This window comes from Bradyrhizobium lupini (assembly GCF_040939785.1).
GTDB lineage: Bacteria > Pseudomonadota > Alphaproteobacteria > Rhizobiales > Xanthobacteraceae > Bradyrhizobium > Bradyrhizobium canariense_D.
This window is the reverse complement of sequence record NZ_CP162553.1, coordinates 2,711,369-2,735,792: the sequence shown is the minus strand read 5'-3', so window position 1 is coordinate 2,735,792 and position 24,424 is coordinate 2,711,369. Positions and strand designations below refer to the sequence as shown.

Sequence of the window (24,424 nt, the reverse complement as noted above, 5' to 3'; positions counted from 1 at the left end):
TGAACCCTATCGAAAGTGCGCGTCAGCGCCAAACTTGGAGTGAATCGTGGTCAAGAAAGGTGTATCGTTGAAGTCGCGGATTGAAAGGCCAACGGCCTCGATTCCAGATGATGATCCCTATCTATGGTTGGAACAGATCGAAGGCGAGCGTACGCTCGGATTCGTCGAATGGCAGAACCGGATGACGCTGGACAAATTCGGGGGACCTGCTTTCGAACCCGATCGTGACACGCTCGCGGCGATCTACGACCGGCCGGACAACATCCCCTATGTCAGCCGGTGCGGCGGCCTGCTCTCCAATCTCTGGAAGGATGCCGGCAATCCGCGCGGGCTGTGGCGGCGGACCACGATGGACGAGTTTCGCAAAGGCGAGCCTGCCCGGGAAACCCTGCTCGACATCGACGAGCTCGCCCGCCGGGAGGACGCAGACTGGCTCCTGAACTGGTCGAGCTCGCGGCCGGGCGCGGCGCAGGTGATCCTGGGCCTGGCGCGCGGCGGCAGCGACACCGTGAGCTTGCGCGAGTTCGACCGCAACACCAAAAGCTTTATGCCCAACGGGTTGGTAGTGGGGGAAGCCAAGGGCGGCGCAGCCTGGGTCAAGCCGATACCGTGCTGTTGTCCAGCGCCTTTGGCGAGGGCATGGTGACAAGTTCGGGCTATGCGCGGACGGTGCGGCCGTGGCGACGCGGCGAGCCGATCGAATGCGCACGCGTGGTGTTCGAAACGACGCCCCATCGCATGAGCGCCTATTGCCACGTCGACTTCACCGCTGAGACCCCACGGGTCTGGTTCATCGACCGGCTGGACTTCTTCAACTTCGACGTCTGGCTCGGCACCGAAGATGGGGCAACCGTCAAGCTCGATCTTCCCTCCGACATCTGGCTGCAGATTCGCAGCGACTGGTTCGTGATCAAGCTGCGCTCGGCCTGGACGATCGGCGGCGTGACGCACGCGCCGGACACCGTGCTTGGCATCTCGCTATCGGCCTTCCTCGCCGGCGACCGCAATTTGCGGTGGTGCTCGCACCAGACCCGCGCCGCGCTTTGCAGGGTTTCTTCTGGGCCCGACGGCAAGCTCCTTCTCTCCCTTCTCGACGAGTTGCGGCCAATGTTCGAGATCTGCACGCCGTCAGCGGCGGCCTGGAGTCGCGAGACGCTGAGCGAACTTCCCGGGATCGGCGTCATCGAGGTCAGGCGCTTCGATTCCCATGAGTCCGAGAGCAATGGCGACCCGCTCGCCAATGCCCAGGATCCGCTGACGCCCACGTCCCTGATGCTGCTCGAGCGAGGCATCGCGAGCCCGACGGTGCTGAGGCCGGCGCCGAAGACATTCACGTCCGAGGGGCTCCTGGTCACTCAGCACGGAGCGATCTCGATCGATGGCGCGCGCATTCCTTATGTGCAGACCGGTCCCACTGGGGAGACAGGTGATGCGCCGGTCTACATGACCGCCTATGGCGGCTTCGGGCTCTCGGTGAAGCCCTTGCTACAATTCGTCGCTCGGCAAGCTGTGGCTGGAGCGCGGGGGCACAACGGTGCAGGCCAATTTGCGCGGCGGCGGCGAATTCGGCACGCGCTGGCACGATGCTGGCCGGCTCGCCTGCAAAAAACTGTCACACGATGATTTTGCCGCCGTGGCCGCCGATCTTGTTCGCCGCGGCGTAACCAAGCCGAAGCGCATCGGGGCGCAAGGCGGATCGAACGGCGGCATCCTCATCACCGACATGCTGAGACGATACCCGGAACGCGTCGGCGCGCTGTTCTGCACCATCCCACTGATCGACATGCGCCGCTACAGCAAGCTGCTCGCTGGCGCGAGCTGGATCGCGGAATATGGCGACCCCGATAAGCCTGCGCAGTGGGAGTGGCTGAAGACTTATTCCGTCTATCACAACGCAAAGCGCGGCCAGCCCTATCCGCCAATCCTGATCGCGACCACGCGGCGCGACGATCGCGTCCGTCCCGGGCACGCGCGCAAGATGGCGGCAAAGCTCCAGGTCATGGGCTATGAAGCTTATTTCTACGAGCCGGCGGCGGCGGACACGGGTATGGCGAGGACAACAAGGAGCGCGCCGGCTTCGATGTGCTTGGCTTTGAATTTCTGAAGAGTAAGATTGGCTGGCAGAACGGGGAGGCGTCAGCGAGCTAACGCAATTTCTCAATGACGTGCGATATCGACCAGGGGGCAAACTGACCGACGTCCTCAACTCCCGCACGACCGATTCGAGATCCTGCGCGCTTAAACCAACGCATGGTGGAGTTCCGTTTCTCTTCACCAACTCTATGGCCTCACCTTGCCTCACGGATGACTGTTGCCGCTGTGCGCGTCGTATCGTTCGCGGCCCGCTCTAAGGATTGAGGTTCACGACGCTGCCCGAGGCGTTTGCGTCCATCTAAGCGTAGACCTGTCGGCTCGGCGTGCGCTTGATTACGGGTCCGGCAACAGCTCTGCAATCTGCACCGCGTTGAGCGCAGCGCCCTTGAGCAGCTGGTCCGCCGCCACGAACATCGAGATCGAATGCCCGGAGGGGTCGCTGAGGTCCTTGCGGATGCGGCCGACCAGGACGTCGTCCTGGCCCGAGGCGTCGATCGGCATCGGGAAGTAGTTCTTGGCACGGTCGTCGACGACCTTGACGCCGGGCGCTCGCGCCATGATGGCACGGACCTGATCCTCGCTGATCGGCTTCTCGCATTCGAAGGTGATGGCCTCGCAATGAGCCCGCAGACCGGCACGCGCACGCAGGTGACGCCGATCGCGATCTTGTCGTCCTCGAAGATCTTGCGGGTTTCGTTGATGACCTTGGTCTCTTCGTCGTTGTAGCCGGTGTCAGGGGCAATCGCGGTGTTGTGGTTGAAGAGGTTGAAGGCGTAGGGATGCGGCATCACCTTCGGCGTATAAACCTGCCCGTTGAGGTTGGCGCGGGTGGACTCGACCAGCTCCTCCATCGCGGCAGCGCCGGCGCCGGAGGCCGCCTGGTAGGTCGAGATGATCACCCGCTTGATGCGGTTGGTCTGGTGGATCGGCCACAGCGGCACCAGCGCGGTGATGGCGGCGCAGTTCGGGTTGGCGATGATGCCCATGTGGTCGCGGATGCGGTTCGCATTGATCTCCGGGATCACTAGCGGCACGTTCGGGTCCATGCGGAAGGCGGAGGAGTTGTCGACGACGACGGCACCCGCCTTGACGGCGATCGGCGCGTACTTCTTGGAGATGCTGCCGCCGGCGGAGAACAGGGCGATGTCGACGCCTTCGAAGGCGCGTTCGGTCAGCTCCTCGATGACGACGTCTTCCCCGCGGAACGACACCGTCTTGCCCGCCGAGCGGGCGCTGGCCAGTGCCTTGAGCTTGCCGACGCGAAAGCCGCGCTTGTCCATGGTGGCGATGAATTCGGCGCCTACCGCACCGGTGACGCCGACAATCGCGACGACGGGATCGTTACTCACTTTGTCCTCCATTGATTTGAGAATTCAGACAACAAAAAAGCCCCGGACCATCATGGGCGAGGCTTCGGTAGAGTGGATTGCGTTCTAGTCGACGACTACACGCGCACGCCTCCCCGGGCCCCGAAGGCCGTGGTGGTTTTAGTCGTGCGTTTGGTGGTCGTGAACATGGCGAGAGCTTATGCGGTATCGTTGTCGCAAAAATTGATGCTGAAGAGCCACGGATCAATGGCTTGAAGCATTCGAGATCGGACATTCTCAAGTCGCCTTCAGTACTATCTGAACCCCACCTCCATTTCAGGAACAAGAAGTTCTGTTTCGGTCTATCGTAGCCCAATAGTGCACTGGGTCAGCATATGCAGTTGCGCAACCGTAAGAATACCGTCAGATCGAACGCACGCCCGCTTGCATTTAAGAAGGGGACCGTTCGTACTGCAAGGCGAACATAACTGCGTGAGTAATGCGCGATGTGAATAACCGATTGAAGTCTCGAGCTACAAAATCGAGCATGTAAAACGCGCCAGCGGCATCCCTTGAATGCAAGCAGTAACGCGACACCCAGCAAAGACGGGCCGCAGAGCGTCGCATCGCTTGTTGTGGGCTAGGCGTTCCTTGTGACTTGCGTTCGCAATCGCCTAAATGATCCTAGACGTTCTGCTGGTCGCGAGCGCTTCGAAGGCGCTTACTTACCGCCGATCGTGCATCTTCGATTAACATCTCTCTTCATGTCTCCTCCTGCGGCTGTACTTTGGGTCCAGGAGACGCTTCCTGCGAAATCGAACAAGACCCGCTGCAAACCTTCTCACCCCTGTAGTTGGCCAAGCTTTGCAACAACCGCGGCATATGATACTGTTTCGCACCTTTCCTCATTTCGTTCGGCATTGCTTTCGGATCGTCTAGCAATGTCATTGCCCGCTCGATCAGCTCGATCGCGCGTTGCTCGTCACCACTCTCGTAATAGTACTGAGCGACCATCCTATAAGAAGAAACGGTGAGGCCGTCGCTGGCGTGCACAGAATTGAGGATATGTTCCGACACATCACCGCCGAGCGCAAAGCGTTCCGCACGCGGAAGGTGGGCCCTATCGTTCTCCGGATCAAAGATTTGCGTCATCACGGCAATCAGCCCACGCACAGCCTCTGACTGTTTATCAATCGCATCTCGAACCAGTTGGCGTAAGACCTGGAACCCGGTCGCCGTGTCGTGCATTTTGTGAAGCAACAGATCCGCATGAATCTCCCGCAAGTGGCGATTGTCCGGCATCGCGGCAATGCCCTCTTCGACCGCTGAGAGCGCCGTCTGCCAATCCTTTGCTTCCATCGCCGATCGAACTGTCCGAAGGATTGAGAGTTCGCGAGCTATGCGTTCGTTTGTTGCAATTCGTTTCGCATCAGCGGCTTTAGCTTGATAGCTGCCGCGCCAAGTGCCATTGATAATTTTCGGCAAGACCTCGTCGAGTTGGATCGGATGACCGATGAAGGCAATGTGGCCGTCACGGTCGACGACGAACGATGTCGGAACCCCAAGAGAAGAGCTGGCATCCATCCAAAGCTTGTTCATTTCGCCTGTACTGTCGAACCCAATTCGATAGTTCAGATTTGAGAACTTTTCAGTCAACCATGCGTCCAGCTTGGTGCGAGCCTCATCCGCCGTTGGTGCTTGTTCCGTAGCTGCGACTCCGACGATCTCAAGCCCTTCGTCTTTGTATTTTGCTTGCAGCTCTATGAGATGGGGCATCGCCCCCACACATGGGCCGCACCAACTTGCCCAAAATTCGACGATGTACACTTTCCCTGGCCGGAAGTTCGTGAGGGGCTCGCCACGCAGCCAGTTCTCGACTTTGAGCGAAGGAGCCGGGGACGCCATGCACAGCACCATGATTGTCTCCAAAGTTAGTTGTTGCGCGACCTTGTCGCTGCATTGAATTAGCAATCATCGTGCCAGGCTCTCCGCGCGCACTAAGCACATGAAAAATCGTTGAAAACATCATACGCCCAATAGAGTCCCCTGTATGTGACCTGACATGCTTTGCGTCAGCGTCACGGGCACGCATCGCGCTCTTCGTCCCACCAAAACATTGTCATGCGAATGTGCATCCGTGAGCCGCGCCGTCGGCTCGCTTGCGGCTGCATTGGAGGAATACGCCACACAGCAGTATTCGCGTTGATGCTGTCGCCGCACTGCATGGCATCGCTACAGTAGAAGACGCACAAAAGAGCGTGTTCGTAACGGCATCAGGTATGCACCGCTTGCGAAGCGGTTTGCGGCCGGTATCATTCGCAATGAAATTTGGCGACATCCCGGGACGTGGCTCAATGGTGCGAGGCCGCGTCGACCGCCATCCCCTGCGGAGAAATTGCGTCTGGTATCAGGGGCTCGCGTCAATCGTGTAATCACTGCGGCGCGGCAATCAGGATGGAACTGCGTATTGCCCCATGGAGGAATGTTCCCGAATTCGCGGATGGCGCCGGCTTTCTGCGGCACGGAGATCGGCCAGCCGCGGAGCGTCCCGATCGCCGGGCGGGCGTTCCTTGAACATCAGCATAGTGATCGCTCCTCGCGCGACATCTGAGCGCCGCTCAGGCCGGCAAAGGCCTGGAGCGCAACGCCAAAGACGATCCACCACCGTGGATCAGCCCTCTGAAATGACCGCTAGAGCGTTAGCCGATCAGGTTGCAAGTACCCTGCGGCCACGAAGTAGTTTGTGGATTCTGCGGGCGTGTAGGTGTCGACGATGCGACCAATAGCTTCCCAGAGACCATTGACCGTACGTTCGGCGGCCTTTCGCAAATTTGCTTTGAGCTTGGCGAATGCGTTCTCGATCGGGTTGAGGTCGGGGCTGTAGGGCGGAAGATAGAGGAGCGTTGCGCCGGGGGCTTCGATCATCTGGCGTATGCGCAGCCCTTTATGGCTGGAGAGGTTGTCCATGATGACAATCGGTCTTGCGGAAGTTCCGGGATGTGCACCTTTTCCACACGTAAGTCTCGAAGGCATCACGGTTGATAGGCCATCGAGCACCCAGGGCGCGATGATACCGCGCGTCGTTAAAGCGGCCCCGCAGGTTGTCGTTTTCCAGTGGCCGTGCGGAACGGCAGCTCGCAGACGTTTGCCGCGCTGGCAGCGGCGATGTGTTCGCGCCATGTTGGTCGACGCCCAGGTCTCATCAATGAAGACGAGCCGCTCCCGATCGAGCTTGCCTTGGCTCGCACGCCAGGCTTCCCGCCGCGTCAAGACATCCGGGCGATCCTGCTCTGTGGCATGGGCGGTCGTTTTTTGCGCGTGATGTTGTGGCGCTCGAAGAAGCGCCGGATCGTCCCATAGCCAAAGGAAAGACCTTCCTTGCTCAGGCTGTCACGCAATTCCTCAATGGTGATGTCAGGGGTTGCCTTGAGCAAGGCCATAATCCTCGTCTGATGGGCATCGATCCGATGGGACTTGCGATCGCCGCCCTGAGCCCTTGGCTGGGCATCCCCTTGCTCCCGCTGGCGTATCCGCCACCGGCTGACGCTCGCCGCGCTTACTCCAAACCGCTCGGCAGCATGCCGGCCGGAGACGCCGCCCGCAAGGGTGCCAAGCACTCGTTCACGAAGGTCCATCGACAGCGGCTTCGCCATGCCCGCCGGCGTCCCGTCCCGGCGGGTAGCTTGAATCACCAAAACGCTGATTTGTGAATCCCCAACGATTCAGTCAGGTGGGCTAACGCTCTAGCAGAGTGGCCGCGTGATCCCCCAAACGTAGACCGAGAAGCGCATCACGAGGGTTTGTCAAAGCCAGTCCCACGCGATGCGGCTGCAGTGACTCTCTTTGCGGCAGACCCGTCGAGCTGGCGAGAGAGGGTCTTGAGGCGCTTTCTCAGACGGGGCGGTTTTCGCTTCTGTTCTTTACTGGTTCCATTTTAGTCAGCCCGTCCTCGTATGAGATCTCCTTGTATGATCCGCCGATGTCCTTGGCCGCGTCGAGCAAGTAATCGAGCCTACCGGCCGTACCGAGCTTCTTGATGTCATTCTTATCGACGCCGGCGAGGTCCATCATTTCTTTCCACACAGTGGATTCGTCGCAAGGCAGAATGCGGAAGGTGATGTCACCTATCTTGGTGCGGTACTTCGCGAGCAGATCAATGTTGTTGCAGAACATGAAATAGCTGCCGTTGGGGCTCAGCCTGCCATCCAGCACCTTCGCGGCCTCGGGTAGATACGCGAAGGAATGCAGATATCCGGCAAGCACTGGGATGGTCGGTTCACCTTCCTGCGCGATTGCAAGAACTTGTTCGATGGAATAGTCCGGCGGTCGCTTTTCGTCGGCAAGCTGGGCTTGGAACTTCAGCGCGATGTCGCCTCGAAATCCAAATCGCCTCGACTTCGTTGTTTCGCTCTTAAGCACCGCATTCAGCAACCGCCCGTCCTTGTCCAGCGGGCCAAGAGCGGTGTTGTCGATCGAGGTCATGGAAGGCTCCTCATCAAGTGTGGTGTGCACGCGTCGCCCAATGCGACGTGTCCGCGACCTTCATGCAAGTTGTTTGCCGTCCCCCTGTGTCTGCCGCGACGTAGAGCGTAAGCGGCGTTTTGGCGCGATGTGCATGGTTACGTGCTGGCAGCATCACGAGGTCTCGGCTGGATCACGTCGCGATGATGGAAACCCGCCTGTCGCGAATCCGACAAGTCGCAAATCGAATGCTGGGTCCCGCAGAACAAGCTGATCCCAGCTGCATTTCGACTGGCATGGGATTTGCGATTTGTGCCTTGCGACAGAAGCGAGAGCGAGCCAGAGATGATCCACCTGACGGATAGCGCCATCAAGGCACTGAAGGCCGCAATCTCCTCGACTGCGCAGCCGACAAACGGTTTGCGGATCATGATCGAAGGCGGCGGCTGCCAGGGATTCACATATAAAATGGGTCTTGCTCATGAGCCGAGCTCCGATGAGACAGTGTTCGAGCAAGGCGGGATAAAAGTGTTCGTCGACAACGCAAGCCGGGAGCATCTCAACGGCACCACAATCGATTTCGTGGTGTCCCTCGAAGGATCAGGGTTCCGCTTCGATAACCCAAATGCCAAATCGAGCTGTTCCTGCGGCAAATCATTCAGCTGAGTCGCCTTGGGACCAATGGAAGGAGCATCGAACATGGGCCTGAAGGCTGAACGGATGAAGCAGTGTTCGACTATCGAGCCTGCCGATCGCGAGCGGATCGTCCGCGCCGTGCTCGATGAGAGTCGGCAAAGCCTCAGGCGCGATGGGGGAGATTGTGAGCTCGTCGCAATAGACGGCAATAAGATCATGGTCAGGCTCGCTGGCGCTTGCATGGTATGCAAGCTTGCGGGCACGACGCTCGCGACCATTCAGGCGCGCCTGATCGAGCGGCTCGGCGAGTTTGTCCGCCTGATCCCGCTCCCCGAAGCTGCGAAAGTGAGGCATTAAGTGCAGAGCGAACTCTCCGTGCGGCCGATTTACCTCGACAATAACGCCACGACCCCTGCACATCCCTTGGTGGTTGCCGCGATGCTGCCGTTCTTCTCTGGGCAATTCGGCAATGCGTCCTCCGGGCATGCATTCGGCATTGAGGTTGCGCCCGCATTGACGCAGGCGCGCCGAAATGTGCAGGCTCTCATTGGCGCGGCATTCGATCACGAGATCGTTTTCACCTCCGGCGCGACGGAATCTGACAACACTGCGATCCTGTCCGCGCTCGCCGTGCAGGAAGGACGCGACGAGATCGTCACAACGGCCGTTGAGCATTCGGCCGTGCTGTCTGTTGCCCAGGAGCTGGGCCGACGAGGAATCAAGATCCACGTCATTCCGGTCGATGCAAGCGGTCGATTGGACATCGAGAGTTATGGCAACGCCTTGTCGGAGCGTACGTCAATCGCCTCGATCATGTGGGCCAATAATGAGACCGGTACGATCTTTCCGGTGAAGTCCCTCGCCAAGATGGCGCGCTCAGTCGGCGCGCTCTTTCACACCGATGCAGTCCAGGCCGTCGGGCGCATTCCAATTGACCTGAAGACGACGGATATCGATATGCTGTCGCTCTCCGGCCACAAGCTGCATGGTCCGAAGGGCATCGGCGCGCTGTACGTGCGCAATGACATTAAGTTCCGGCCGCTGATCTTCGGCGGCGCGCAAGAGCGGCGTCGCCGCGCTGGCACCGAAAACGTCCCAGGCATTGTTGGGCTCGGCAAGGCGGCGGAACTCGCGGCGGCACACCTCATACAAGATCAGATCCAGATTTGCGCGCTTCGCGACCGGCTGGAGCGCGGCATTCTCGCGCTCGGCGGTTGCATCGTGCTCGGTGATATCAAAAACCGCCTGCCAAATACCTCTAACATGGCCTTCGAGCGTCTCGAAGCGGAGGCCATCGTCCACCACCTGAATCGTGACGGAATTGCCACCTCACTCGGTTCAGCCTGCGCGTGCGGCTCGATGGAGCCGTCTCATGTCCTGCGCGCGATGAGAGTACCAGCGACCTTTTTGCGCGGTGCGGTGCGCTTCTCGCTCTCGCGAGACACGGCGCCGGATGAGATCGGTCGTGTGCTGCAAGTCCTGGCGCACATTATTTCCAAACAGAGAGCCTTGTGGCGTGCGTGTCAGGAGCGTGCGGGCGAGAGTTCGCAACCTGCAGAGCCCCTATGAAGGTCATGATTCGTCGTTCGCCCGAGACAGGCCTTTCGATTTATGTACCCAAGAAAGATCTTGAGGAACCGATCGTCGATTGGGAGCACGAGACGCTGTGGGGTGGTTGGGTCAAAATCGCAAACGGCTGGGTGCTCGACCTACCGGAGATGGCGAGCGACACCACCCTACCAATCACCATAAACGCCAAGAAGCGCGGAGGCGAAGCAACCGAAAAATGAACGCTCCGTGTCTACGGACGTCGTCAAACTGGGATGTCCAGGGAAGTCTTGGCGGGCGCGGTGCGCGCGTACCGGTAAACGCGACAGCCCATGCAGCCTTGTTCGGAACCAAGATCGTGCTGCCGCGCGGGCCAAAGGCAGTATCTTGGCCGGGGCGCAGCATCGAGGCATCCGACCAGCGCAATGGTCTTGATGGGGAGGCCTTCGCGACCTCCCCTTTTCGGCGACCGCCAGGCCGCTCGTTGCATTCCGCGCGTCTTAACAGCGTCGGGCCAATGGCTGGACTCGATAAGGTTCAGCTTTGAATGGTTGAGTCGCGCGCCGGCCCAGACCGCAGGCTCAGAAGTATCAACCTTCGTGATGATCCCTGACCCTGGCGAGCGGGCGTTTCTCTTCACCTGGTTGACAATGCCCTTCCGGAACATCACGCCGGGGTCCGCGTGATCTTCCATGGCATAGGTCAGTCACAGGACCGCTTTCTCTGCTTCTAGGCTCGCCTTATCAACCTGTCCTTCAAAGCGCCCGGAACGTCTTTTGCGGATTGTGCTTTGCCTAGGCGTCACATTCTGACGGAAGATCAACTTTCAAACGACGCCACCCGCTTGCCGCTTGCCGAAGCCATAGCTGAGCAGCCTGCCGGGCCTCAAAACAATGGTGTCAGCGCTGTTGTGATCGCAATCCCTGTCAGCTTTCCAACATGAACTGGTAAAGCTAACAATCGACCAGGGCTTAGCTAAGTGCTTGAAAGCGAACTGTTAAATTCATTCTGCAGGAATGGCACGCCAGTTGCTCTTGGCTTTCCAGAAAGACTCTGGGGATGCTTGCCGAAAGGGTTCGGCTTGCGAAGAGAATTGGAACAATGAGTACTTCAGCGCAACACCAGGTATCCTGCGGCGGCGACATCAGCGAGACCTTGCAAGTCATGGCGACGCACAAGGGCTGCGGTACGATCGGTGGCAGCGGTAAGGCAAGCTGCGGATCTCAGGCTGGCATCGCCAATCTGCCAATTGAGATCTGGGAAAAGGTGAAGAACCATCCGTGTTACAGCCAGGAGGCGCACCACCATTATGCCCGCATGCATGTCGCCGTCGCACCCGCCTGCAATATCCAATGCAATTACTGCAATCGTAAGTACGATTGCGCCAACGAATCGCGTCCTGGCATTGTCAGTGAAAAGTTGACGCCGATGCAGGCCGCCAAGAAGGTGCTGGCGGTCGCTTCCGCGATCCCTCAGATGAGCGTGGTCGGCGTTGCCGGTCCTGGCGATCCGCTCGCGAACCCGGAAAAGACATTCAGGACATTCGAGCTCGTCAATAGGCTCGCGCCAGATCTCAAGCTGTGCCTCTCGACGAACGGCCTTGCGCTACCCGATCATGTCGACACAATCGCGAGACTCAAGGTCGACCACGTGACGATCACGATCAACATGATCGATCCCGAAATTGGTGCAAAGATCCATCCGTGGATCTTTTACGACCACAAGCGCTGCACCGGCATTGAAGCCGCAAGAATACTCAGCAATCGACAGCTCCAAGGGCTGGAGATGCTCACCGCGCGCGGCGTCCTGTGCAAGGTCAACTCGGTGATGATCCCCGGGATTAACGACCAGCATCTGGTCGAGGTTAACAAGGCCGTGAAGTCGCGCGGCGCCTTCCTGCATAACGTGATGCCGCTGATATCGTCGCCGGAGCATGGGACCGTCTTCGGCCTCAGGGGGCAACGCGGCCCGACTGCACAGGAAGTGACAGCATTGCAGGATAGCTGCGAAAGCGAGATGAACATGATGCGTCACTGTCGCCAGTGCCGGGCTGACGCCGTCGGACTGCTCGGGGAGGACCGTGGCGCGGAGTTCACCATGGAAAAAATCATGGCGATGGACATCAAATACGACGAGCAGGCCCGGAAGGAGTATCAGGCTAAGGTTGAGAAGGCGCGCACCGCGAACCTTGTGGCCAAGCAGGAGGCGCTTGCGCGGCTCGCCAGCGCGTCCAGCAAAATCAAGGTGCTGGTGGCGGTTGCAACCAAGGCCTCGGGATTGATCAACCAGCACTTCGGTCATGCCAAGGAGTTCCAGGTCTACGAGCTCTCGACTTCAGGCGCGAAATACGTTGGTCATCGAGCAATCCATTCCTATTGCCAAGATGGTCATGGCGAGGACAGCAAGCTCGAAATCGCCATCGGCGCCATCAAGGATTGCCACGCCATATTCGTGTCAAAGATCGGCGGCTGCCCGAAGGCCGAATTGATCAAGGCCGGCATAGAGCCGGTCGATCGGTACGCCTACGAGTTCATCGATGGCTCGGTCACCGCCTGGTTCAAACTCTATCTCGATAAAGTCAATGAGGGGAAGATCAATCACGTTGAAAGGGTCAATGCGGCGGCCTGCTCCAACGCGCTGACTTCCGCCGCCTGAGGATGGGTTCAAATAATGCCGTTCAAGATCATCGCGTCGCAATGCACGGGCTGTTCGGCGTGCGAAACGCAATGCCCGAACCTCGCTATTTCCGAGCGAGCCGGCGTTTTCCTGATTGATCCTGAGAAATGCACCGAGTGCGCCGGCTACTTTGACGAGCCACAATGCGTGGCGGTTTGCCCCGTTGACAATACATGCGTGCTCGACGCGGCGCTGCCGCGTCACCAGGAGCCTGCTTAAGGGCCACGATGGATGTCATGACGACACTAGCGGTTCAGAAACTCGGGCGGTTGATGCTCCGCATTAACGGCCGGCGGCCGCGGCCGTTGCCTTCTCAAACCGGATGGAAGGCTCGCGCTGGTCGCCAAGCTATTCGCCAGCTACCAAGCCATATTCTGGCGACGCGGGCATCGGCGGGACTGCGTCAAACGATTTCTGTCCGCCCGAAGCCCGCTCTCCTGAGCGTCGCGGGTCGAATTCGCTGGACGCGTCTTCCGCGACATCGATCCAGTCCCCTGCAGCCATCCTTGAATCGGCGACATTCATGCTCAAGTCGTTCTTCAGTCCGCCATCCGAGAGAAACGAGGGCGTCCTCACCGACTCCTGCGTTGGTCGTGCGGTGTCGAGCTGGCCTAGCATCATCTCAGGGCGGGCAGGGTGATCCTATCAACATGCCGAAAATCGACCTGCGCCAAGCCAACGCGTTCGCACCCGATCACGTGATGCGGAGAAGCGGTTTCCTGCCGAATGGCGCTCGCGGCGCCGGCAAGCCCGAGTTTGGCCGCTATGGCCCTGGCGTGCGCCGTCCTGTTCTCGTTCAACGCTCTTGCGCCTGCTTGCGTCTCGGGCAACTCGAGAACCGACGCAGCTGTCAAAGGACTGGTGGGGCTCGCTTCCACGCACAAGGTCAGCGCCGAGGTGTTTTTATGGGATGCTTGAGCCTATGGACGGGACCGTGAATGGTGACGTCCACGATGCCCTCAGTTGCCGGGGTAATCAGGCCGACTCCGCCGGCTGTGCGCATCGGGCTGAAACACGCGGCTCGCGGCCGCTCAACCATGCCTCCGTCGATGACGGACGCGCGTGCCGCATCGAGGGCTTGTTCAACATCAACCATGGGCTCACGGATAGTTATCTCGAGCATCTGGACTTGAAGTTGCGGGCGTTGATGTTGCTGCACCGGGGGTCTCGATAGGCTCATGCAATCCGTGATCGCAAGTCGCGCCGCCGTGCGGGGATCGACGCGGTTGATCGGGGATAATGATAAGGGGGTCCGTGAGGCAGGGCGTTGGCGAGACGTTGTATCGAACGGTGGAACGGGGACGACAGCATGAGCAACATCGCCCGCGATAGTGAGATCGTCGAGCTGACGGACACCCCCTTGTTTGATTATGGCGACAAGGTGCGGGCCAACCGCACCATCCGCAACGACGGCACCTATGTGGGCAAGGAGATCGGTGAGGTTCTGGTCAAGAAAGGTGAGCTTGGCTATGTCGTCTCGATCGGCACGTTCCTACAACAATTTTATATCTATGGGGTCGAATTCCTCGGCTCCGGCTATCGCGTCGGCATGAAAGGCAAGGAGCTCGATCTAGTCAGGCGAAGCCACGAAGGCGAGGGGCCTTCCTTGCCAGGAGCGGCATCCCGATGATCGAACCAAGACTGCCAAGATACCACTCAGGCCAACGTGTCAAGGCGGCGATAGATCTGCTCAACGACGGTTCCTTTCCGGACGCGTCGCCGGAAGAGTGTCTGGTCAGCGTCGGGCACGTTGGTGAGATCGTCCAGATCGGTCGCCATACGGAAGCGAACCTATTCATTTATATGGTCGACTTCGGCAAGCAGTTGGTGGTTGGCTGCATCGAGGAAGAAATCTCTGCATTCTAGGAGGTTGAGGAATGAACGCGGCAATCATCAGAAGACATCATTCCGGCTTGCCTGCGCATCCCAACGAGCTCGATCGATGGCGAATCGTGCGCGCACTCACGAAGCGCGAGCGCTACCGATATGTCTCGCCAGAGGTGACTGCGGTTCCTGGCGGCTATCTGGTCGAGAGCCCGTGTTGCTCAGGCAATATCAATGCGGAGGGCGGCCTCGTCGAGGTCGCCCTGCTGCGCCACGACAGGACTGGGGCGGCATGGCAGCTGTTCCGCAAAGATCACCGTAAGGGCGTCTGGGAGTGGCATTCGACCCATCAACGGCTTGGCTTGGCGACAACGGTTCTGAATACCGATCCTGAACGTTTATTCTGGCGATGAGGATTTGTGGATGGTGCGCCAAGGCGAATTGACGATGATCGAGCAGACGCTCGCCGCTATTGACATAGGCTCTGAGCCCTGCCTGACGCTCCGGCAGAAATTTCCACATCTTGCCTGGATTTGTTGCGACGCCTCCGACATGACGCACACCCCGTTCCGCCGGTTTGGCCAATTCGACCTGCATTTACTCGACTGCGGAGATCAATGTGCACAGATCACGAATGATCCGCGGCGCGCCAGCGGCATTGTGCTGGCCAAGCGCTCTGCCATGTCATAATCAAGCAGTCGCCTGCCGGTGCCAGCTCACAGGGCGCTAAGCCCGCGGGTTGTTTGCCATGCCGTCGTGCTAGGCCTGGCGAAATATCACGATCAGATCGCTCGCTCGTTCATCGGGTCCATGGCACGGGGCAGGCGATGGTCTCGCATCTTGTTCGCTGAGGATGGAATTGCCTGGCTATCTCTACGTGGCCTCTTCGATCAAGGATACTGCGGCGGTCAAATGAGGAAGAGCAAGCCGTGCTCGATCAGCTGACGAAGCAAACCTCAGCCGTCGCAGGATTTGCATTTGTGAGTACTCGACCTAGGTCCGCAGAAGCCCAGAAAGTATGAGAGGACGTTTATTCTTCGCGCGGTAACGCCGTACACGCGCGGTGAAGGCCGGTTCATGATGCGCGGGAGCACCACGATTGTCCTGGCCGATCCAGCGCTACTCCATCAATACTGGCGCCTGAATATTGCTCTACGAAACTTCTTGGTGAGTGAAGTTGATGTACTTGAGCAAGAAGCGCTTTCGAGTTGTTTTTTGAAGGACCGAATCGAGCATCCCTGTCTCGATAGCTTGCTTCCATGTTGAAGCGCCTGACGTGCGTCGGGAATCGGGTTTGTCACGCGGATAAAGATACAGAAGGACAGAGAACAAATTCGCGTGTAGTTCATGTTCTTATCTGGAAGATAAAAAGCCCGCTTGAATAGTTGCCGATGGTCATTGATATGGTAATGGGAAGCTAGTTGCGTCGTTTTTCAAAAACAAGGCGCTGCAGATAAATGTGCAAAGCGAAATCGGAGAACGTCACGTGGCGAAAAGCACCAAGCGCAAAGAATATAGTAAGGATGAGGTCAAGCTGCTCAAGGCGCACTCAAGGGCGCGCACCCCCGTAGCTAGGGTTTCAAAGCTTATGAAGCGATCCGAAGGCTCCCTAAGGCAGAAAGCGTCTACCTTGGGGATTGGCTTGGGTCACCAGCGCTGAGATGGGATTCAGCTTCGGAAATCGACCGGCGTGATGATCGAGACCGTCAGGCGGCGTGCGATTGCTGGCCAGTTGGTCGTCTCAGGCTCGGCGCCGACGGTTAGGTCGCGCGGCGAACGAGCTGACCGGCTTCTCCGTCGATCCGGTTACTTGACCTAAACCCAACCGATTGTCGTGTTCAATCAGCGACTCAAGCGAATCGCTCGTCGCAACGTGCTGCTTAGGCGCTGAATATAGATTTGCCAGGCCCGGAAAATACGGTGTGCGAGCGCGTCGACCGACGGCAGGCACACGTCGTTCGCGCTAAGCCATATGCCGCTGCGTCCACCCTTCTCAAGGCGCGGCGACTGAAACCTAGAATGCCCCAAGAGGGAGAGATTGGTACCCTGTTTCTGACCTCGTGCGCGCTGGATCGCGCCCTTGAAGTTGCTTGCCGGTAAGCCGCAGACAAAAGAGAACCGCGGTCCCGACCTGCGACGAAGTATAAGGAACTCCGGCGGGAGATGTGCGTCCGGCAGGCGCAGAAGCGTACAAGCGTTTGTATGTTCATGGGCAGCCGCGACGGCATCCGCTTGTGTTCGGGATGATGTGAGGGCAAAGCGGCCGTGAACGCTGTTCATCGTCGTGATCGAGACCGTGGATATCGCCGCCGCGACTGCCGCGCCCATATCGCGGCGGCGGCGTCAGAGTTCATGACCGGTAAAGAGAACTGAATTGCGGGTCGCACTCGCTAGCAGTGTTTGCGGCAGCATCGTCTCACCTGAAATCATCGAAGAACGATTGCGTCTGACGTCCCGCGGCCGGAACGCTCGTCCAACTGCACGATCGATATGTTGCCTCAGGCAATTTTAAGCGTGTCGCCACCGATTTCGCGGTTGCAAGGGCAGAGCTCATCAGTCTGTATCGCATCCAGAACACGTAACGTATCGGTGGGGCTGCGGCCGACATTGGGGCTAGTCGCGTAGACATGCTGGATCGTGTTCTCAGGATCGACGATGAAGGTATAGCGATGTGCGATGCCATCACGCGAGCGCACTCCAAGGCCATCGACCAGTGCGCCCTTGGTGTCGGCAAACTGCCAGATGGATAGACGGTGCAGGTCCTTATGGTCACGCCGCCAGGCGAGCTTGCAAAACTCGTTATCGGTCGACCCACCAAGCACGATTGCGTCGCGATCGGCGAAATCCTTCGTCAGGCGGGCAAACTCGGCGATTTCGGTTGGGCAGACGAATGTGAAATCCTTCGGGTAAAAGAAGATGACTTTCCATTTGCCGGGGAAGCTTCTCTCAGTCAGCGTCTCGAAAGCGCTTTGCCCGTCCTCCTCCTGCAGGTGAAAGCCGGGCTTCACGCCTATGATGTCGAACGGCGGCAACTTACTTCCAATTCCAAGCATATTGTCCTCACAACATCGGGTCACACGGAACAGCGTTCCGCGACTGAGCAAGCAATATGCCACCCGATCTGGCGGCAAGTGCCCGCCATACCCGTCGTGGAACATTCGCCTTTGATGGTGGCGATGTCCTCGAGCCCGATCTGCAATATGTCCGTCTCCTCAATCGTCTCGGGCGTAAGACGCGAGATTTCCCGTTTGTGCTCCTTGGCCGGCGCTCGTAGTGGAATCGGAGCGCAGAGGCTTTGTCGGGTTTCTGTCAGAGCCTTTGCGGCTGTCCGGTCCGCCACAGCACGCCGGCGTCCGAGGCCACGCTGTTAGTTGAGGGTAATCAAAAGCTTAATGCAGGTGCGAAGGAAATGGCACGCCAGTTGCTAACTGGATGGAGCAACAACGAGCGAGGGCTGAGGGCACGCCGACGCTGATGGCGAGCGATGGCCTCCTTCCCGAAACTCGTGTGCCCATGGTTTCTACGAGAGAAACAGGCTCGCGCATTCGGCGCGAAAAATTGGCAATCGGTTGATGGAGAGCAACATGTCTTCGCTGAGACAAATCGCGTTTTATGGCAAGGGCGGCATCGGCAAATCGACGACGTCGCAAAATACGCTGGCGGCCCTTGCTGAGCTGGGCCAAAGGATTCTGATCGTCGGCTGCGATCCCAAAGCGGACTCGACTCGCCTCATCCTGCACGCCAAAGCGCAAGACACCATTCTGAGCCTGGCGGCGAATGCCGGCAGCGTCGAGGACCTCGAAATCGAGGACGTCATCAAGCTCGGCTACAGGGACATTCGATGCGTCGAGTCCGGTGGTCCGGAGCCGGGGGTCGGCTGCGCCGGACGCGGCGTGATCACGTCCATCAACTTTCTGGAAGAGAATGGCGCTTATGAGGACATCGACTACGTCTCTTACGATGTGCTCGGCGACGTCGTCTGCGGCGGCTTCGCGATGCCTATCCGTGAGAATAAGGCACAGGAAATCTACATCGTGATGTCCGGCGAGATGATGGCGATGTATGCCGCCAACAACATCTCCAAGGGCATTCTGAAGTATGCGAATTCCGGCGGCGTGCGTCTCGGCGGCCTGATCTGCAACGAGCGGCAGACCGACAAGGAGCTGGAGCTTGCCGATGCTCTTGCCAAGAAGCTCGGCAGCCGGCTGATCTACTTCGTGCCGCGCGACAATGTCGTGCAGCACGCGGAGCTGCGCCGAATGACGGTGCTGGAATACGCGCCGGACTCCAAGCAGGCGGATCACTATCGCAATCTCGCGACCAAGATCCACAATAATGCCGGACAAGGCGCTATCCCGACGCCAATCAGCATGGACGAGCTCGAAGATATGCTCATGGAGCACGGCATCATCAAGCCCGTCGACGAGAGCCAGGTCGGCAAGACCGCTGCCGAGCTTGCCGCTATTTCGGCATAGTTCATGTTGTCGGCCTTCTCGATCCGGGAAGGCCGACCTCGTCCACTCAGAAGCTGTGCGAAAGTTATGATCGGCAAAGGAAAAACGGCCGGCACGATCTCATCTCGCGTATCGGTAGCTCACGTCGCCGAGCAGCGCGATGCGAGTGAGCTCTACAAGCTTCTGACGGGGCGCCATCCGGCAGAAGTCGACATCAGTGACAATGATGACTTCGATCGCCATGTGCTCGCTTGCATTCTGGCCACATCAGCTATGGATCGCGGCCAACTTCCCGAACGTGCTGACTTGACCAACCAGGAGCTCAATGCGCTCTTGGTGCAATACTTCCCATCCGCCCCGGTCAGGAGTTGTACCTGGCGCGAACAGTCCGCCTTACCGGCTCTTGACGAGACAGTCATGGTACGCGACCTCCTGCTTGCGCAACGTTCCACTCATGGCGAGGTTGGCGGCTGGCTCGCGACGATGATCGCGCGGCGCGCCATGGAGCCTAATCACTTATGGGAAGATCTCGGCCTGCGGAAGCGGGATGAATTGTCCCGTGTCCTCATGCGCCATTTCGGGCCGCTGGCGGCTCGCAACACGAAGAACATGCGCTGGAAGCGCTTCTTCTATCGCATGCTATGCGAAGATGACGGCCTGGTGATGTGTACCACGCCGGTCTGCACGGAATGCAATGATTTTGATCTTTGCTTCGGCGAAGAGAGCGGGGAGAGCCGGATGGCCGGACGTCGGCGGGATCATCTGCGCCGCCTTGATGACACCGTCCAAGCCGTCCCAAGCTTGAAAGGCTGAGTTCATTATTGATACCCTCTTTGGCGCCATTGCGGGAGTATTCTACGAGCTTTCGGCCACCTGTCGCATGGGGGGTGAAAACAGGCCGGGGCAAACGATTGCGCGCACCCGACCTAAGGCCGAGGCGGCGTCTGATGATCGCGGGTTGATATCTGGCGGAGCCGACAATGCGCCGCTGAAGGAAGTTGCCGTCGCACCCAGACAGCTCTGTTGCGGTGATACCGGCGTACTGCTATCCGAACTGGAAAAAGCCGCGGTCGTCGTTGCAGCCGCTGCGCCCCGTACCATCCCGCTCAACAAGGCGATTGTCGACGAGCATGTCTTTACCAATGCACCCGGCATCCACGACCACGGGCTGTTAAAGGACCCGGCGCAGCTACGAGGGGCTCGGCCCGGGGCTGCTCGCCGCTCCTCCCGGGTTGTGATCGGAAAGCATTCAGGGTTCGCCCCGATCACCTTGCTGCTGTCGTGCAGCTTTCTTTCGGCGCCGAGCAAAGCGAAACCATCCCCGCGCCCGTCCGCAAGCATGCGATCGAGCACCAAGGTTTGGTGTGCAGGAAACGGTGTTGGCGATCTGGCGCGACATTCACGAGAGCTCGCTCGTCAACAGCGAATCAGCCACGCGCGTCGCGCGATCGGGTTGAAACATTCCAGCCTGGTCGTTTCTGGGCGCGGATCGAGATGGAGGTTGAGAATGACGACTGATGGCATCCTTGCGCGATTGAACAAGGCCTCGGCCGCAGAGGAGTTTTTTTCACTCCTCGGCGTCGAGTACGATGCGAAAATCGTCGATGTGGCGCGGCTTCACATCCTGCGTCGCATGGGCCAATATCTCGCAGGCGAGGAGTTGACCGGTGCATCTGATCCTGAGATCGCCGCGCGTTGCAAGGCCACGCTTGAGCGCGCCTATGCCGACTTCGTCACGTCCACCCCGATCGAACAGCGCGTATTCAAGGTGCTGAAGGATGCGGCCGCACCACAAGCGAACAAGCATCCAGCATTGGTCCAGCTCGATTTGTTGGAGTGAATTGAGCTCATATGTCGTGCTCTGGACCGTGAAGGTCCCGAGAGCCTGACAGCAAGCCATGGTTTCGAATTCAAGCGGAAAGTTACAGTCGCGGCCTCGCGGATCCGCAGCTTGAGCACCTCGGCTCGTTAGGGGCCAATCACGACTCACCGCTGATATTTCCATCCTTTTAAGCTGGTACGCATGCTGTACCTATCTCCTGCAATCATGCGCCGGCAGCGGGACCGCACACGTCGCGACGAAAGCTCACCAAGGTTCGGATGAGTGTCTTCTGTCGCATTCCTGACACGGGTCAGTACGGTCTCGAATGTTTCGATCTCGTGAGATGCCGCCTCCTTCGATAAGATTCTGAAATAGCGATCAATTTTCATCGCCTGCGCAAATTGGTACGACAATTGCTGACATATGCTCAGCTAGTCTGGAGAAGCGCATGCTCGTCTTGGTCCGCATCGATTTTGTTTTTGACGCCGCGCCGGTTCGCGCGCGCTGCCTGCCGGCACCATAATGCGTCGCGACGCCAAAGCGATGGTCGCATACCCGGCGGAGCTGAAAGCTGCGTTTGATTCGTGCGCCCCCGTTGGCCGATCCCTGGCCGAGGTTTCGCGGGGGGAGCCGTTGCTCAACAGCGCCGGCCGTGCGGCGCCGTTGACCGGGCGCCTTGAGCGCCGCCCCTCCTGTCTTCGCGAGGAGTTGCGTGCCTGTCGCTATGATCGGCAAGAAACAAGGGCACTCGGAGCAATGGGATCGCGCTTCCATCGGCAAGCACGCGGCCGACAATCGTACCAGCCGAGCCCCTCGCAGCTCCTTGATCTGTTGCACCTCTGTTGCATCTCTAAGATGAGGAGGACCAATCGATCGGCACGCCTGACCGGCCGGGTCGGTGCCTTAGCAGTGCCCGGAACCAAACCGTCGCCCCAGTATGCCGAATCCGGAACGAACCCGAAGCGCATGCTTCCGGGCTCGTGGCCCAGGTCCAGCAAGGGCTGTGTCGGCCCCGCGCTGCTGCCAGGCGGTGCTGACGCGATGCTGGCCGGCATCTGGCCCGACGCTTAACTGAAGAAATCTTCAAGCGCGAATTCCAACCTGGAGGCGGAGCATGCTCCGCTGGCGAGCCGCAACTGAATGCGAATGGGAGTACAGATGATGAGCACCGCACCGAAAAGTGCAGCTCCGGCCGCGGGTGGTGGTCGCGCGGCGACCAAGAGGGAGCTGCCCGAGCGATTTAAGCCGTATAAGCACGTCTGGGTTTTCATCGAGCAGGAACGCGGGGTCGTGCACCCCGTCTCATGGGAGCTGATGGGTGCCGGCCGCCGGCTCGCCGACAAGCTTAATGTTGACCTCGCCGCGGTTGTCATCGGCCCGGTTGGGGAGACAACGCAGCAGGCGGTCGCCGAATCGTTCTGCTACGGCGCCGATCTCGCCTATATCGTCGCGGACAATCTCTTGGCCGATTATCGCAACCAGTCCTATACCAAGGCCCTGTCAGAGCTGGTCAACACTTACAAGCCGGAAATCCTACTCCTAGGGGCAACAACACTCGGCCGTGATCTCGCCGGCTCAGTGGCCACCACACTGCTCACCGGCCTAACTGCCGACTGCACAGAACTCGATGTCGATGCCGACGGCTCGCTTGCAGCGACCCGGCCGACGTTTGGCGGCTCACTGTTGTGCACGATCTACACACTCAACTATCGTCCACAGATGGCAACCGTCCGACCGCGCGTGATGCCGATGCCCGAGCGCGTGACAGGCGCCGTCTCGCGCGTCATCTCGCATCCGCTCGGGCTTGTAGAAGAAGATATCGTCACAAAAGTCCTGTCCTTCCTGCCAGACCGCGATTCTACAAAGTCCAACCTTGCCTATGCCGACGTGGTCGTCGCTGGAGGGCTCGGTCTGGGATCGCCTGAAAATTTCCAACTGGTACACCAGCTCGCGGACGTGCTTGGCGCCGAATATGGCTGCTCGCGGCCGCTGGTCCAGAAGGGCTGGGCCACCTCCGACCGACAAATCGGCCAGACCGGGAAAACCATCCGGCCAAAGCTCTATATCGCGGCCGGCATTTCCGGCGCTATCCAGCATCGCGTCGGCGTGGAGGGCGGCGACCTCATCGTTGCCATCAACACTGACAAGAACGCTCCGATCTTCGACTTTGCCCATATCGGCATCGTCACCGACGCCATTCGACTGTTGCCGGCGTTGACCTCTGCATTCCGCGCGCAGCTATCGCCGCACTCGCACGACCGCATCGCTGGCTAGGGGAGCTTGTTATGATTCAGGAAAGATTCGACGCCATCGTCGTCGGTGCTGGCATGGGCGGGAACGCGGCGGCGCTTACAATGGCCGAGCGGGGTCTGAAAGTGCTGCAGCTGGAACGCGGCGAGTATTCCGGGTCGAAGAACGTGCAAGGGGCCATCCTTTATGCCGACATGCTGGAGAAGCTGATTCCGAATTTCCGAGAAGATGCGCCGCTTGAGCGGCATCTAGTCGAGCAACGCTTCTGGATCCTGGACGAGCGTTCGCACACCGGGATTCACTATCGATCCGATGATTTCAACGAGGAGAAGCCGAACCGCTACACCATCATCCGCGCCCAGTTCGATAAATGGTTGTCGCAGAAGGTCCGCGACGCCGGCGCTACCGTGCTGTGCGAGACCACGGTGACCGAGCTCCTCCAGGATTCCCATGGCAGGGTCGTCGGGGTGCGCACAGACCGCGATGGGGGTGAAATCCATGCAGATGTTGTCGTGCTGGCCGAGGGGGTGAACGGAGTGCTCGGGACGGGCGCGGGCTTAAGAGGGCGGCCGAAACCGGACAAGGTCGCACTCGCGGTTAAGGAGATGCATTTTTTGTCACGCGAGACAATCGACGCTCGCTTCAATCTCAAAGGCGACGAGGGGCTCGTCATCGAAGCGGTCGGAACCATCTCCCGCGGCATGACCGGTATGGGCTTCATCTATTCCAATAAGGAATGCATCTCGCTCGGTATTGGCTGTCTTGTTGCCGACTTCCAGCGTACCGGCGAGACGCCTTACGGCCTGCTCGAGGGTTTCAAGCGTCACCCATCCGTCGCGCCGCTCATCGAAGGTTCGGAGGTCAAGGAATATTCCGCGCACTTGATCCCCGAAGGTGGGTACAGGGCAATCCCGCAGCTTTGCGGGGAGGGCTGGGTGGTCGTCGGAGACGCCGCCCAACTTAACAACGCCATCCATCGCGAGGGGTCCAATTTGGCGATGACGTCGGGCCGTATCGCGGCGGAAGCGATCTGCCTTATCAGATCGCGAAAAGATCCGATGACGGCCAAAAATCTTTCGCTTTACAAGAAAATGCTAACTGATTCTTTCGTGATCAAGGACCTGAAGAAGTACAAAGATATGCCGGCACTCATGCATACCCACTCGCAGAACTTCTTTCTCACATATCCGCAGCTCTTCTCCAAGGCGATGCAGGATTACGTGCGCGTCGACGGCACACCAAAGCTCGAGAAAGAGAAGCTGATGCTGAGCTCGTTCATCAAGGCCCGGTCTTGGAGTGGGCTGTTTAGCGATGCCCTGCGCATTGCCCGGGCCTGGCGGTGATCCAAACCT

General features: G+C 59.1%; 19 protein-coding genes and 2 pseudogenes. 16 read left to right on the top strand and 5 right to left on the bottom strand.

Annotated elements, in window-relative coordinates; translation table 11 throughout:
- The first annotated feature begins 46 nt into the window (after window positions 1–46).
- A pseudogene (locus AB3L03_RS13065) lies at window positions 47–2,148 on the top strand (prolyl oligopeptidase family protein).
- Between the two features lie 279 nt (window positions 2,149–2,427).
- Here the strand turns inward: AB3L03_RS13065 and AB3L03_RS13060 are convergent.
- The 4 genes and pseudogenes from AB3L03_RS13060 to AB3L03_RS13045 form a co-directional block, all read right to left on the bottom strand.
- Window positions 2,428–3,455: pseudogene (locus AB3L03_RS13060) on the bottom strand (aspartate-semialdehyde dehydrogenase).
- Window positions 3,456–4,163: 708 nt separating this feature from the next.
- Window positions 4,164–5,318: a redoxin family protein gene (locus AB3L03_RS13055; RefSeq protein ID WP_368508756.1), complete on the bottom strand. Its 1,155-nt coding sequence runs from the start codon at window positions 5,316–5,318 to the stop codon at window positions 4,164–4,166.
- 774 nt (window positions 5,319–6,092) lie between these two features.
- Window positions 6,093–7,054 (bottom strand): IS630 family transposase gene (locus AB3L03_RS13050; protein WP_368508755.1). Its coding sequence is split into 2 segments (ribosomal slippage): window positions 6,093–6,709 and window positions 6,709–7,054, totalling 963 coding nucleotides; the frame shifts between segments, so codons are not numbered across the junction.
- A 238-nt stretch (window positions 7,055–7,292) separates the two neighbouring features.
- Complete coding sequence (locus AB3L03_RS13045; protein WP_368508754.1) at window positions 7,293–7,883, bottom strand: hypothetical protein; 591 nt, start codon at window positions 7,881–7,883, stop codon at window positions 7,293–7,295.
- 324 nt (window positions 7,884–8,207) lie between these two features.
- Between AB3L03_RS13045 and AB3L03_RS13040 the strand changes: the two genes are divergently transcribed.
- The 10 genes from AB3L03_RS13040 to AB3L03_RS12995 all read left to right on the top strand — a co-directional run bounded on the left by AB3L03_RS13040 (window position 8,208) and on the right by AB3L03_RS12995 (window position 15,236).
- Window positions 8,208–8,528, top strand: a complete 321-nt coding sequence (locus AB3L03_RS13040) for an iron-sulfur cluster assembly accessory protein (RefSeq protein ID WP_085383472.1) — start codon at window positions 8,208–8,210, stop codon at window positions 8,526–8,528.
- Window positions 8,529–8,561: 33 nt separating this feature from the next.
- Window positions 8,562–8,855 (top strand): NifU family protein, encoded by a 294-nt coding sequence (locus tag AB3L03_RS13035; RefSeq protein ID WP_368508753.1) that lies wholly within the window; start codon window positions 8,562–8,564, stop codon window positions 8,853–8,855.
- An 18-nt stretch (window positions 8,856–8,873) separates the two neighbouring features.
- Window positions 8,874–10,067 carry a cysteine desulfurase NifS gene (gene nifS, locus AB3L03_RS13030; protein ID WP_368509048.1) on the top strand — a complete coding sequence of 398 codons (1,194 nt, stop codon included), beginning with the start codon at window positions 8,874–8,876 and terminating at the stop codon, window positions 10,065–10,067.
- Window positions 10,064–10,288: a putative nitrogen fixation protein NifT gene (gene nifT / locus AB3L03_RS13025; protein ID WP_085383474.1), complete on the top strand. Its 225-nt coding sequence runs from the start codon at window positions 10,064–10,066 to the stop codon at window positions 10,286–10,288. Before nifS ends, nifT begins: the two co-directional genes overlap by 4 nt.
- 859 nt (window positions 10,289–11,147) lie before the next feature.
- Window positions 11,148–12,701, top strand: a complete 1,554-nt coding sequence (gene nifB, locus AB3L03_RS13020; RefSeq protein WP_368508752.1) for a nitrogenase cofactor biosynthesis protein NifB — start codon at window positions 11,148–11,150, stop codon at window positions 12,699–12,701.
- A gap of 15 nt (window positions 12,702–12,716) precedes the next feature.
- Window positions 12,717–12,941, top strand: coding sequence for a 4Fe-4S binding protein (locus AB3L03_RS13015; RefSeq protein WP_007600032.1), 225 nt, complete (start codon window positions 12,717–12,719; stop codon window positions 12,939–12,941).
- Between the two features lie 1,090 nt (window positions 12,942–14,031).
- On the top strand, window positions 14,032–14,352 hold the full coding sequence (locus AB3L03_RS13010; RefSeq protein ID WP_204513349.1) for a nitrogen fixation protein NifZ: 321 nt from the start codon (window positions 14,032–14,034) through the stop codon (window positions 14,350–14,352).
- Window positions 14,349–14,588 carry a nitrogen fixation protein NifZ gene (locus AB3L03_RS13005; protein ID WP_085383480.1) on the top strand — a complete coding sequence of 80 codons (240 nt, stop codon included), beginning with the start codon at window positions 14,349–14,351 and terminating at the stop codon, window positions 14,586–14,588. The genes AB3L03_RS13010 and AB3L03_RS13005 overlap by 4 nt, the downstream gene beginning before the upstream one ends.
- An 11-nt stretch (window positions 14,589–14,599) precedes the next feature.
- The gene (locus AB3L03_RS13000; protein ID WP_085383481.1) at window positions 14,600–14,959 is read left to right on the top strand and encodes a hypothetical protein; all 360 of its coding nucleotides are present in this window, start codon (window positions 14,600–14,602) and stop codon (window positions 14,957–14,959) included.
- 10 nt (window positions 14,960–14,969) lie between these two features.
- The gene (locus AB3L03_RS12995) at window positions 14,970–15,236 is read left to right on the top strand and encodes a hypothetical protein (protein ID WP_085383482.1); all 267 of its coding nucleotides are present in this window, start codon (window positions 14,970–14,972) and stop codon (window positions 15,234–15,236) included.
- Window positions 15,237–17,044: 1,808 nt separating this feature from the next.
- On the opposite strand, the gene AB3L03_RS12990 is transcribed toward AB3L03_RS12995, so the two are convergent.
- Window positions 17,045–17,599, bottom strand: a complete 555-nt coding sequence (locus AB3L03_RS12990) for a peroxiredoxin (RefSeq protein ID WP_007600041.1) — start codon at window positions 17,597–17,599, stop codon at window positions 17,045–17,047.
- Window positions 17,600–18,130: 531 nt separating this feature from the next.
- Between AB3L03_RS12990 and nifH the strand changes: the two genes are divergently transcribed.
- The 5 genes from nifH to AB3L03_RS12965 all read left to right on the top strand — a co-directional run bounded on the left by nifH (window position 18,131) and on the right by AB3L03_RS12965 (window position 24,415).
- Window positions 18,131–19,021: a nitrogenase iron protein gene (gene nifH / locus AB3L03_RS12985; protein ID WP_007600043.1), complete on the top strand. Its 891-nt coding sequence runs from the start codon at window positions 18,131–18,133 to the stop codon at window positions 19,019–19,021.
- Between the two features lie 66 nt (window positions 19,022–19,087).
- Window positions 19,088–19,813 carry a nitrogen fixation protein NifQ gene (locus AB3L03_RS12980; RefSeq protein ID WP_085383483.1) on the top strand — a complete coding sequence of 242 codons (726 nt, stop codon included), beginning with the start codon at window positions 19,088–19,090 and terminating at the stop codon, window positions 19,811–19,813.
- A gap of 694 nt (window positions 19,814–20,507) precedes the next feature.
- Window positions 20,508–20,840, top strand: a complete 333-nt coding sequence (nifW, locus tag AB3L03_RS12975; RefSeq protein ID WP_368509047.1) for a nitrogenase stabilizing/protective protein NifW — start codon at window positions 20,508–20,510, stop codon at window positions 20,838–20,840.
- 1,143 nt (window positions 20,841–21,983) lie between these two features.
- Window positions 21,984–23,096, top strand: coding sequence for an electron transfer flavoprotein subunit alpha/FixB family protein (locus AB3L03_RS12970; protein WP_204514055.1), 1,113 nt, complete (start codon window positions 21,984–21,986; stop codon window positions 23,094–23,096).
- An 11-nt stretch (window positions 23,097–23,107) separates the two neighbouring features.
- Window positions 23,108–24,415: an FAD-binding protein gene (locus tag AB3L03_RS12965; RefSeq protein ID WP_204513351.1), complete on the top strand. Its 1,308-nt coding sequence runs from the start codon at window positions 23,108–23,110 to the stop codon at window positions 24,413–24,415.
- The last annotated feature ends 9 nt before the right edge of the window (window positions 24,416–24,424 follow it).

What these genes read in the sequence shown, in the direction of transcription:
- AB3L03_RS12970 (WP_204514055.1), top strand. Translation starts at nt 21,984, where the DNA reads ATGAGCACCGCACCGAAAAGTGCAGCTCCGGCCGCGGGTGGTGGTCGC.
- AB3L03_RS13005 (WP_085383480.1), top strand. Translation starts at nt 14,349, where the DNA reads ATGATCGAACCAAGACTGCCAAGATACCACTCAGGCCAACGTGTCAAG.
- AB3L03_RS13000 (WP_085383481.1), top strand. Translation starts at nt 14,600, where the DNA reads ATGAACGCGGCAATCATCAGAAGACATCATTCCGGCTTGCCTGCGCAT.
- nifW (WP_368509047.1), top strand. Translation starts at nt 20,508, where the DNA reads ATGACGACTGATGGCATCCTTGCGCGATTGAACAAGGCCTCGGCCGCA.
- AB3L03_RS13035 (WP_368508753.1), top strand. Translation starts at nt 8,562, where the DNA reads ATGGGCCTGAAGGCTGAACGGATGAAGCAGTGTTCGACTATCGAGCCT.
- AB3L03_RS13045 (WP_368508754.1), bottom strand. Translation starts at nt 7,883, where the DNA reads ATGACCTCGATCGACAACACCGCTCTTGGCCCGCTGGACAAGGACGGG.
- AB3L03_RS12990 (WP_007600041.1), bottom strand. Translation starts at nt 17,599, where the DNA reads ATGCTTGGAATTGGAAGTAAGTTGCCGCCGTTCGACATCATAGGCGTG.
- nifH (WP_007600043.1), top strand. Translation starts at nt 18,131, where the DNA reads ATGTCTTCGCTGAGACAAATCGCGTTTTATGGCAAGGGCGGCATCGGC.
- nifT (WP_085383474.1), top strand. Translation starts at nt 10,064, where the DNA reads ATGAAGGTCATGATTCGTCGTTCGCCCGAGACAGGCCTTTCGATTTAT.
- AB3L03_RS13055 (WP_368508756.1), bottom strand. Translation starts at nt 5,318, where the DNA reads ATGGTGCTGTGCATGGCGTCCCCGGCTCCTTCGCTCAAAGTCGAGAAC.
- AB3L03_RS12965 (WP_204513351.1), top strand. Translation starts at nt 23,108, where the DNA reads ATGATTCAGGAAAGATTCGACGCCATCGTCGTCGGTGCTGGCATGGGC.
- AB3L03_RS12995 (WP_085383482.1), top strand. Translation starts at nt 14,970, where the DNA reads ATGGTGCGCCAAGGCGAATTGACGATGATCGAGCAGACGCTCGCCGCT.
- AB3L03_RS12980 (WP_085383483.1), top strand. Translation starts at nt 19,088, where the DNA reads ATGATCGGCAAAGGAAAAACGGCCGGCACGATCTCATCTCGCGTATCG.
- AB3L03_RS13010 (WP_204513349.1), top strand. Translation starts at nt 14,032, where the DNA reads ATGAGCAACATCGCCCGCGATAGTGAGATCGTCGAGCTGACGGACACC.
- AB3L03_RS13040 (WP_085383472.1), top strand. Translation starts at nt 8,208, where the DNA reads ATGATCCACCTGACGGATAGCGCCATCAAGGCACTGAAGGCCGCAATC.
- nifB (WP_368508752.1), top strand. Translation starts at nt 11,148, where the DNA reads ATGAGTACTTCAGCGCAACACCAGGTATCCTGCGGCGGCGACATCAGC.
- AB3L03_RS13015 (WP_007600032.1), top strand. Translation starts at nt 12,717, where the DNA reads ATGCCGTTCAAGATCATCGCGTCGCAATGCACGGGCTGTTCGGCGTGC.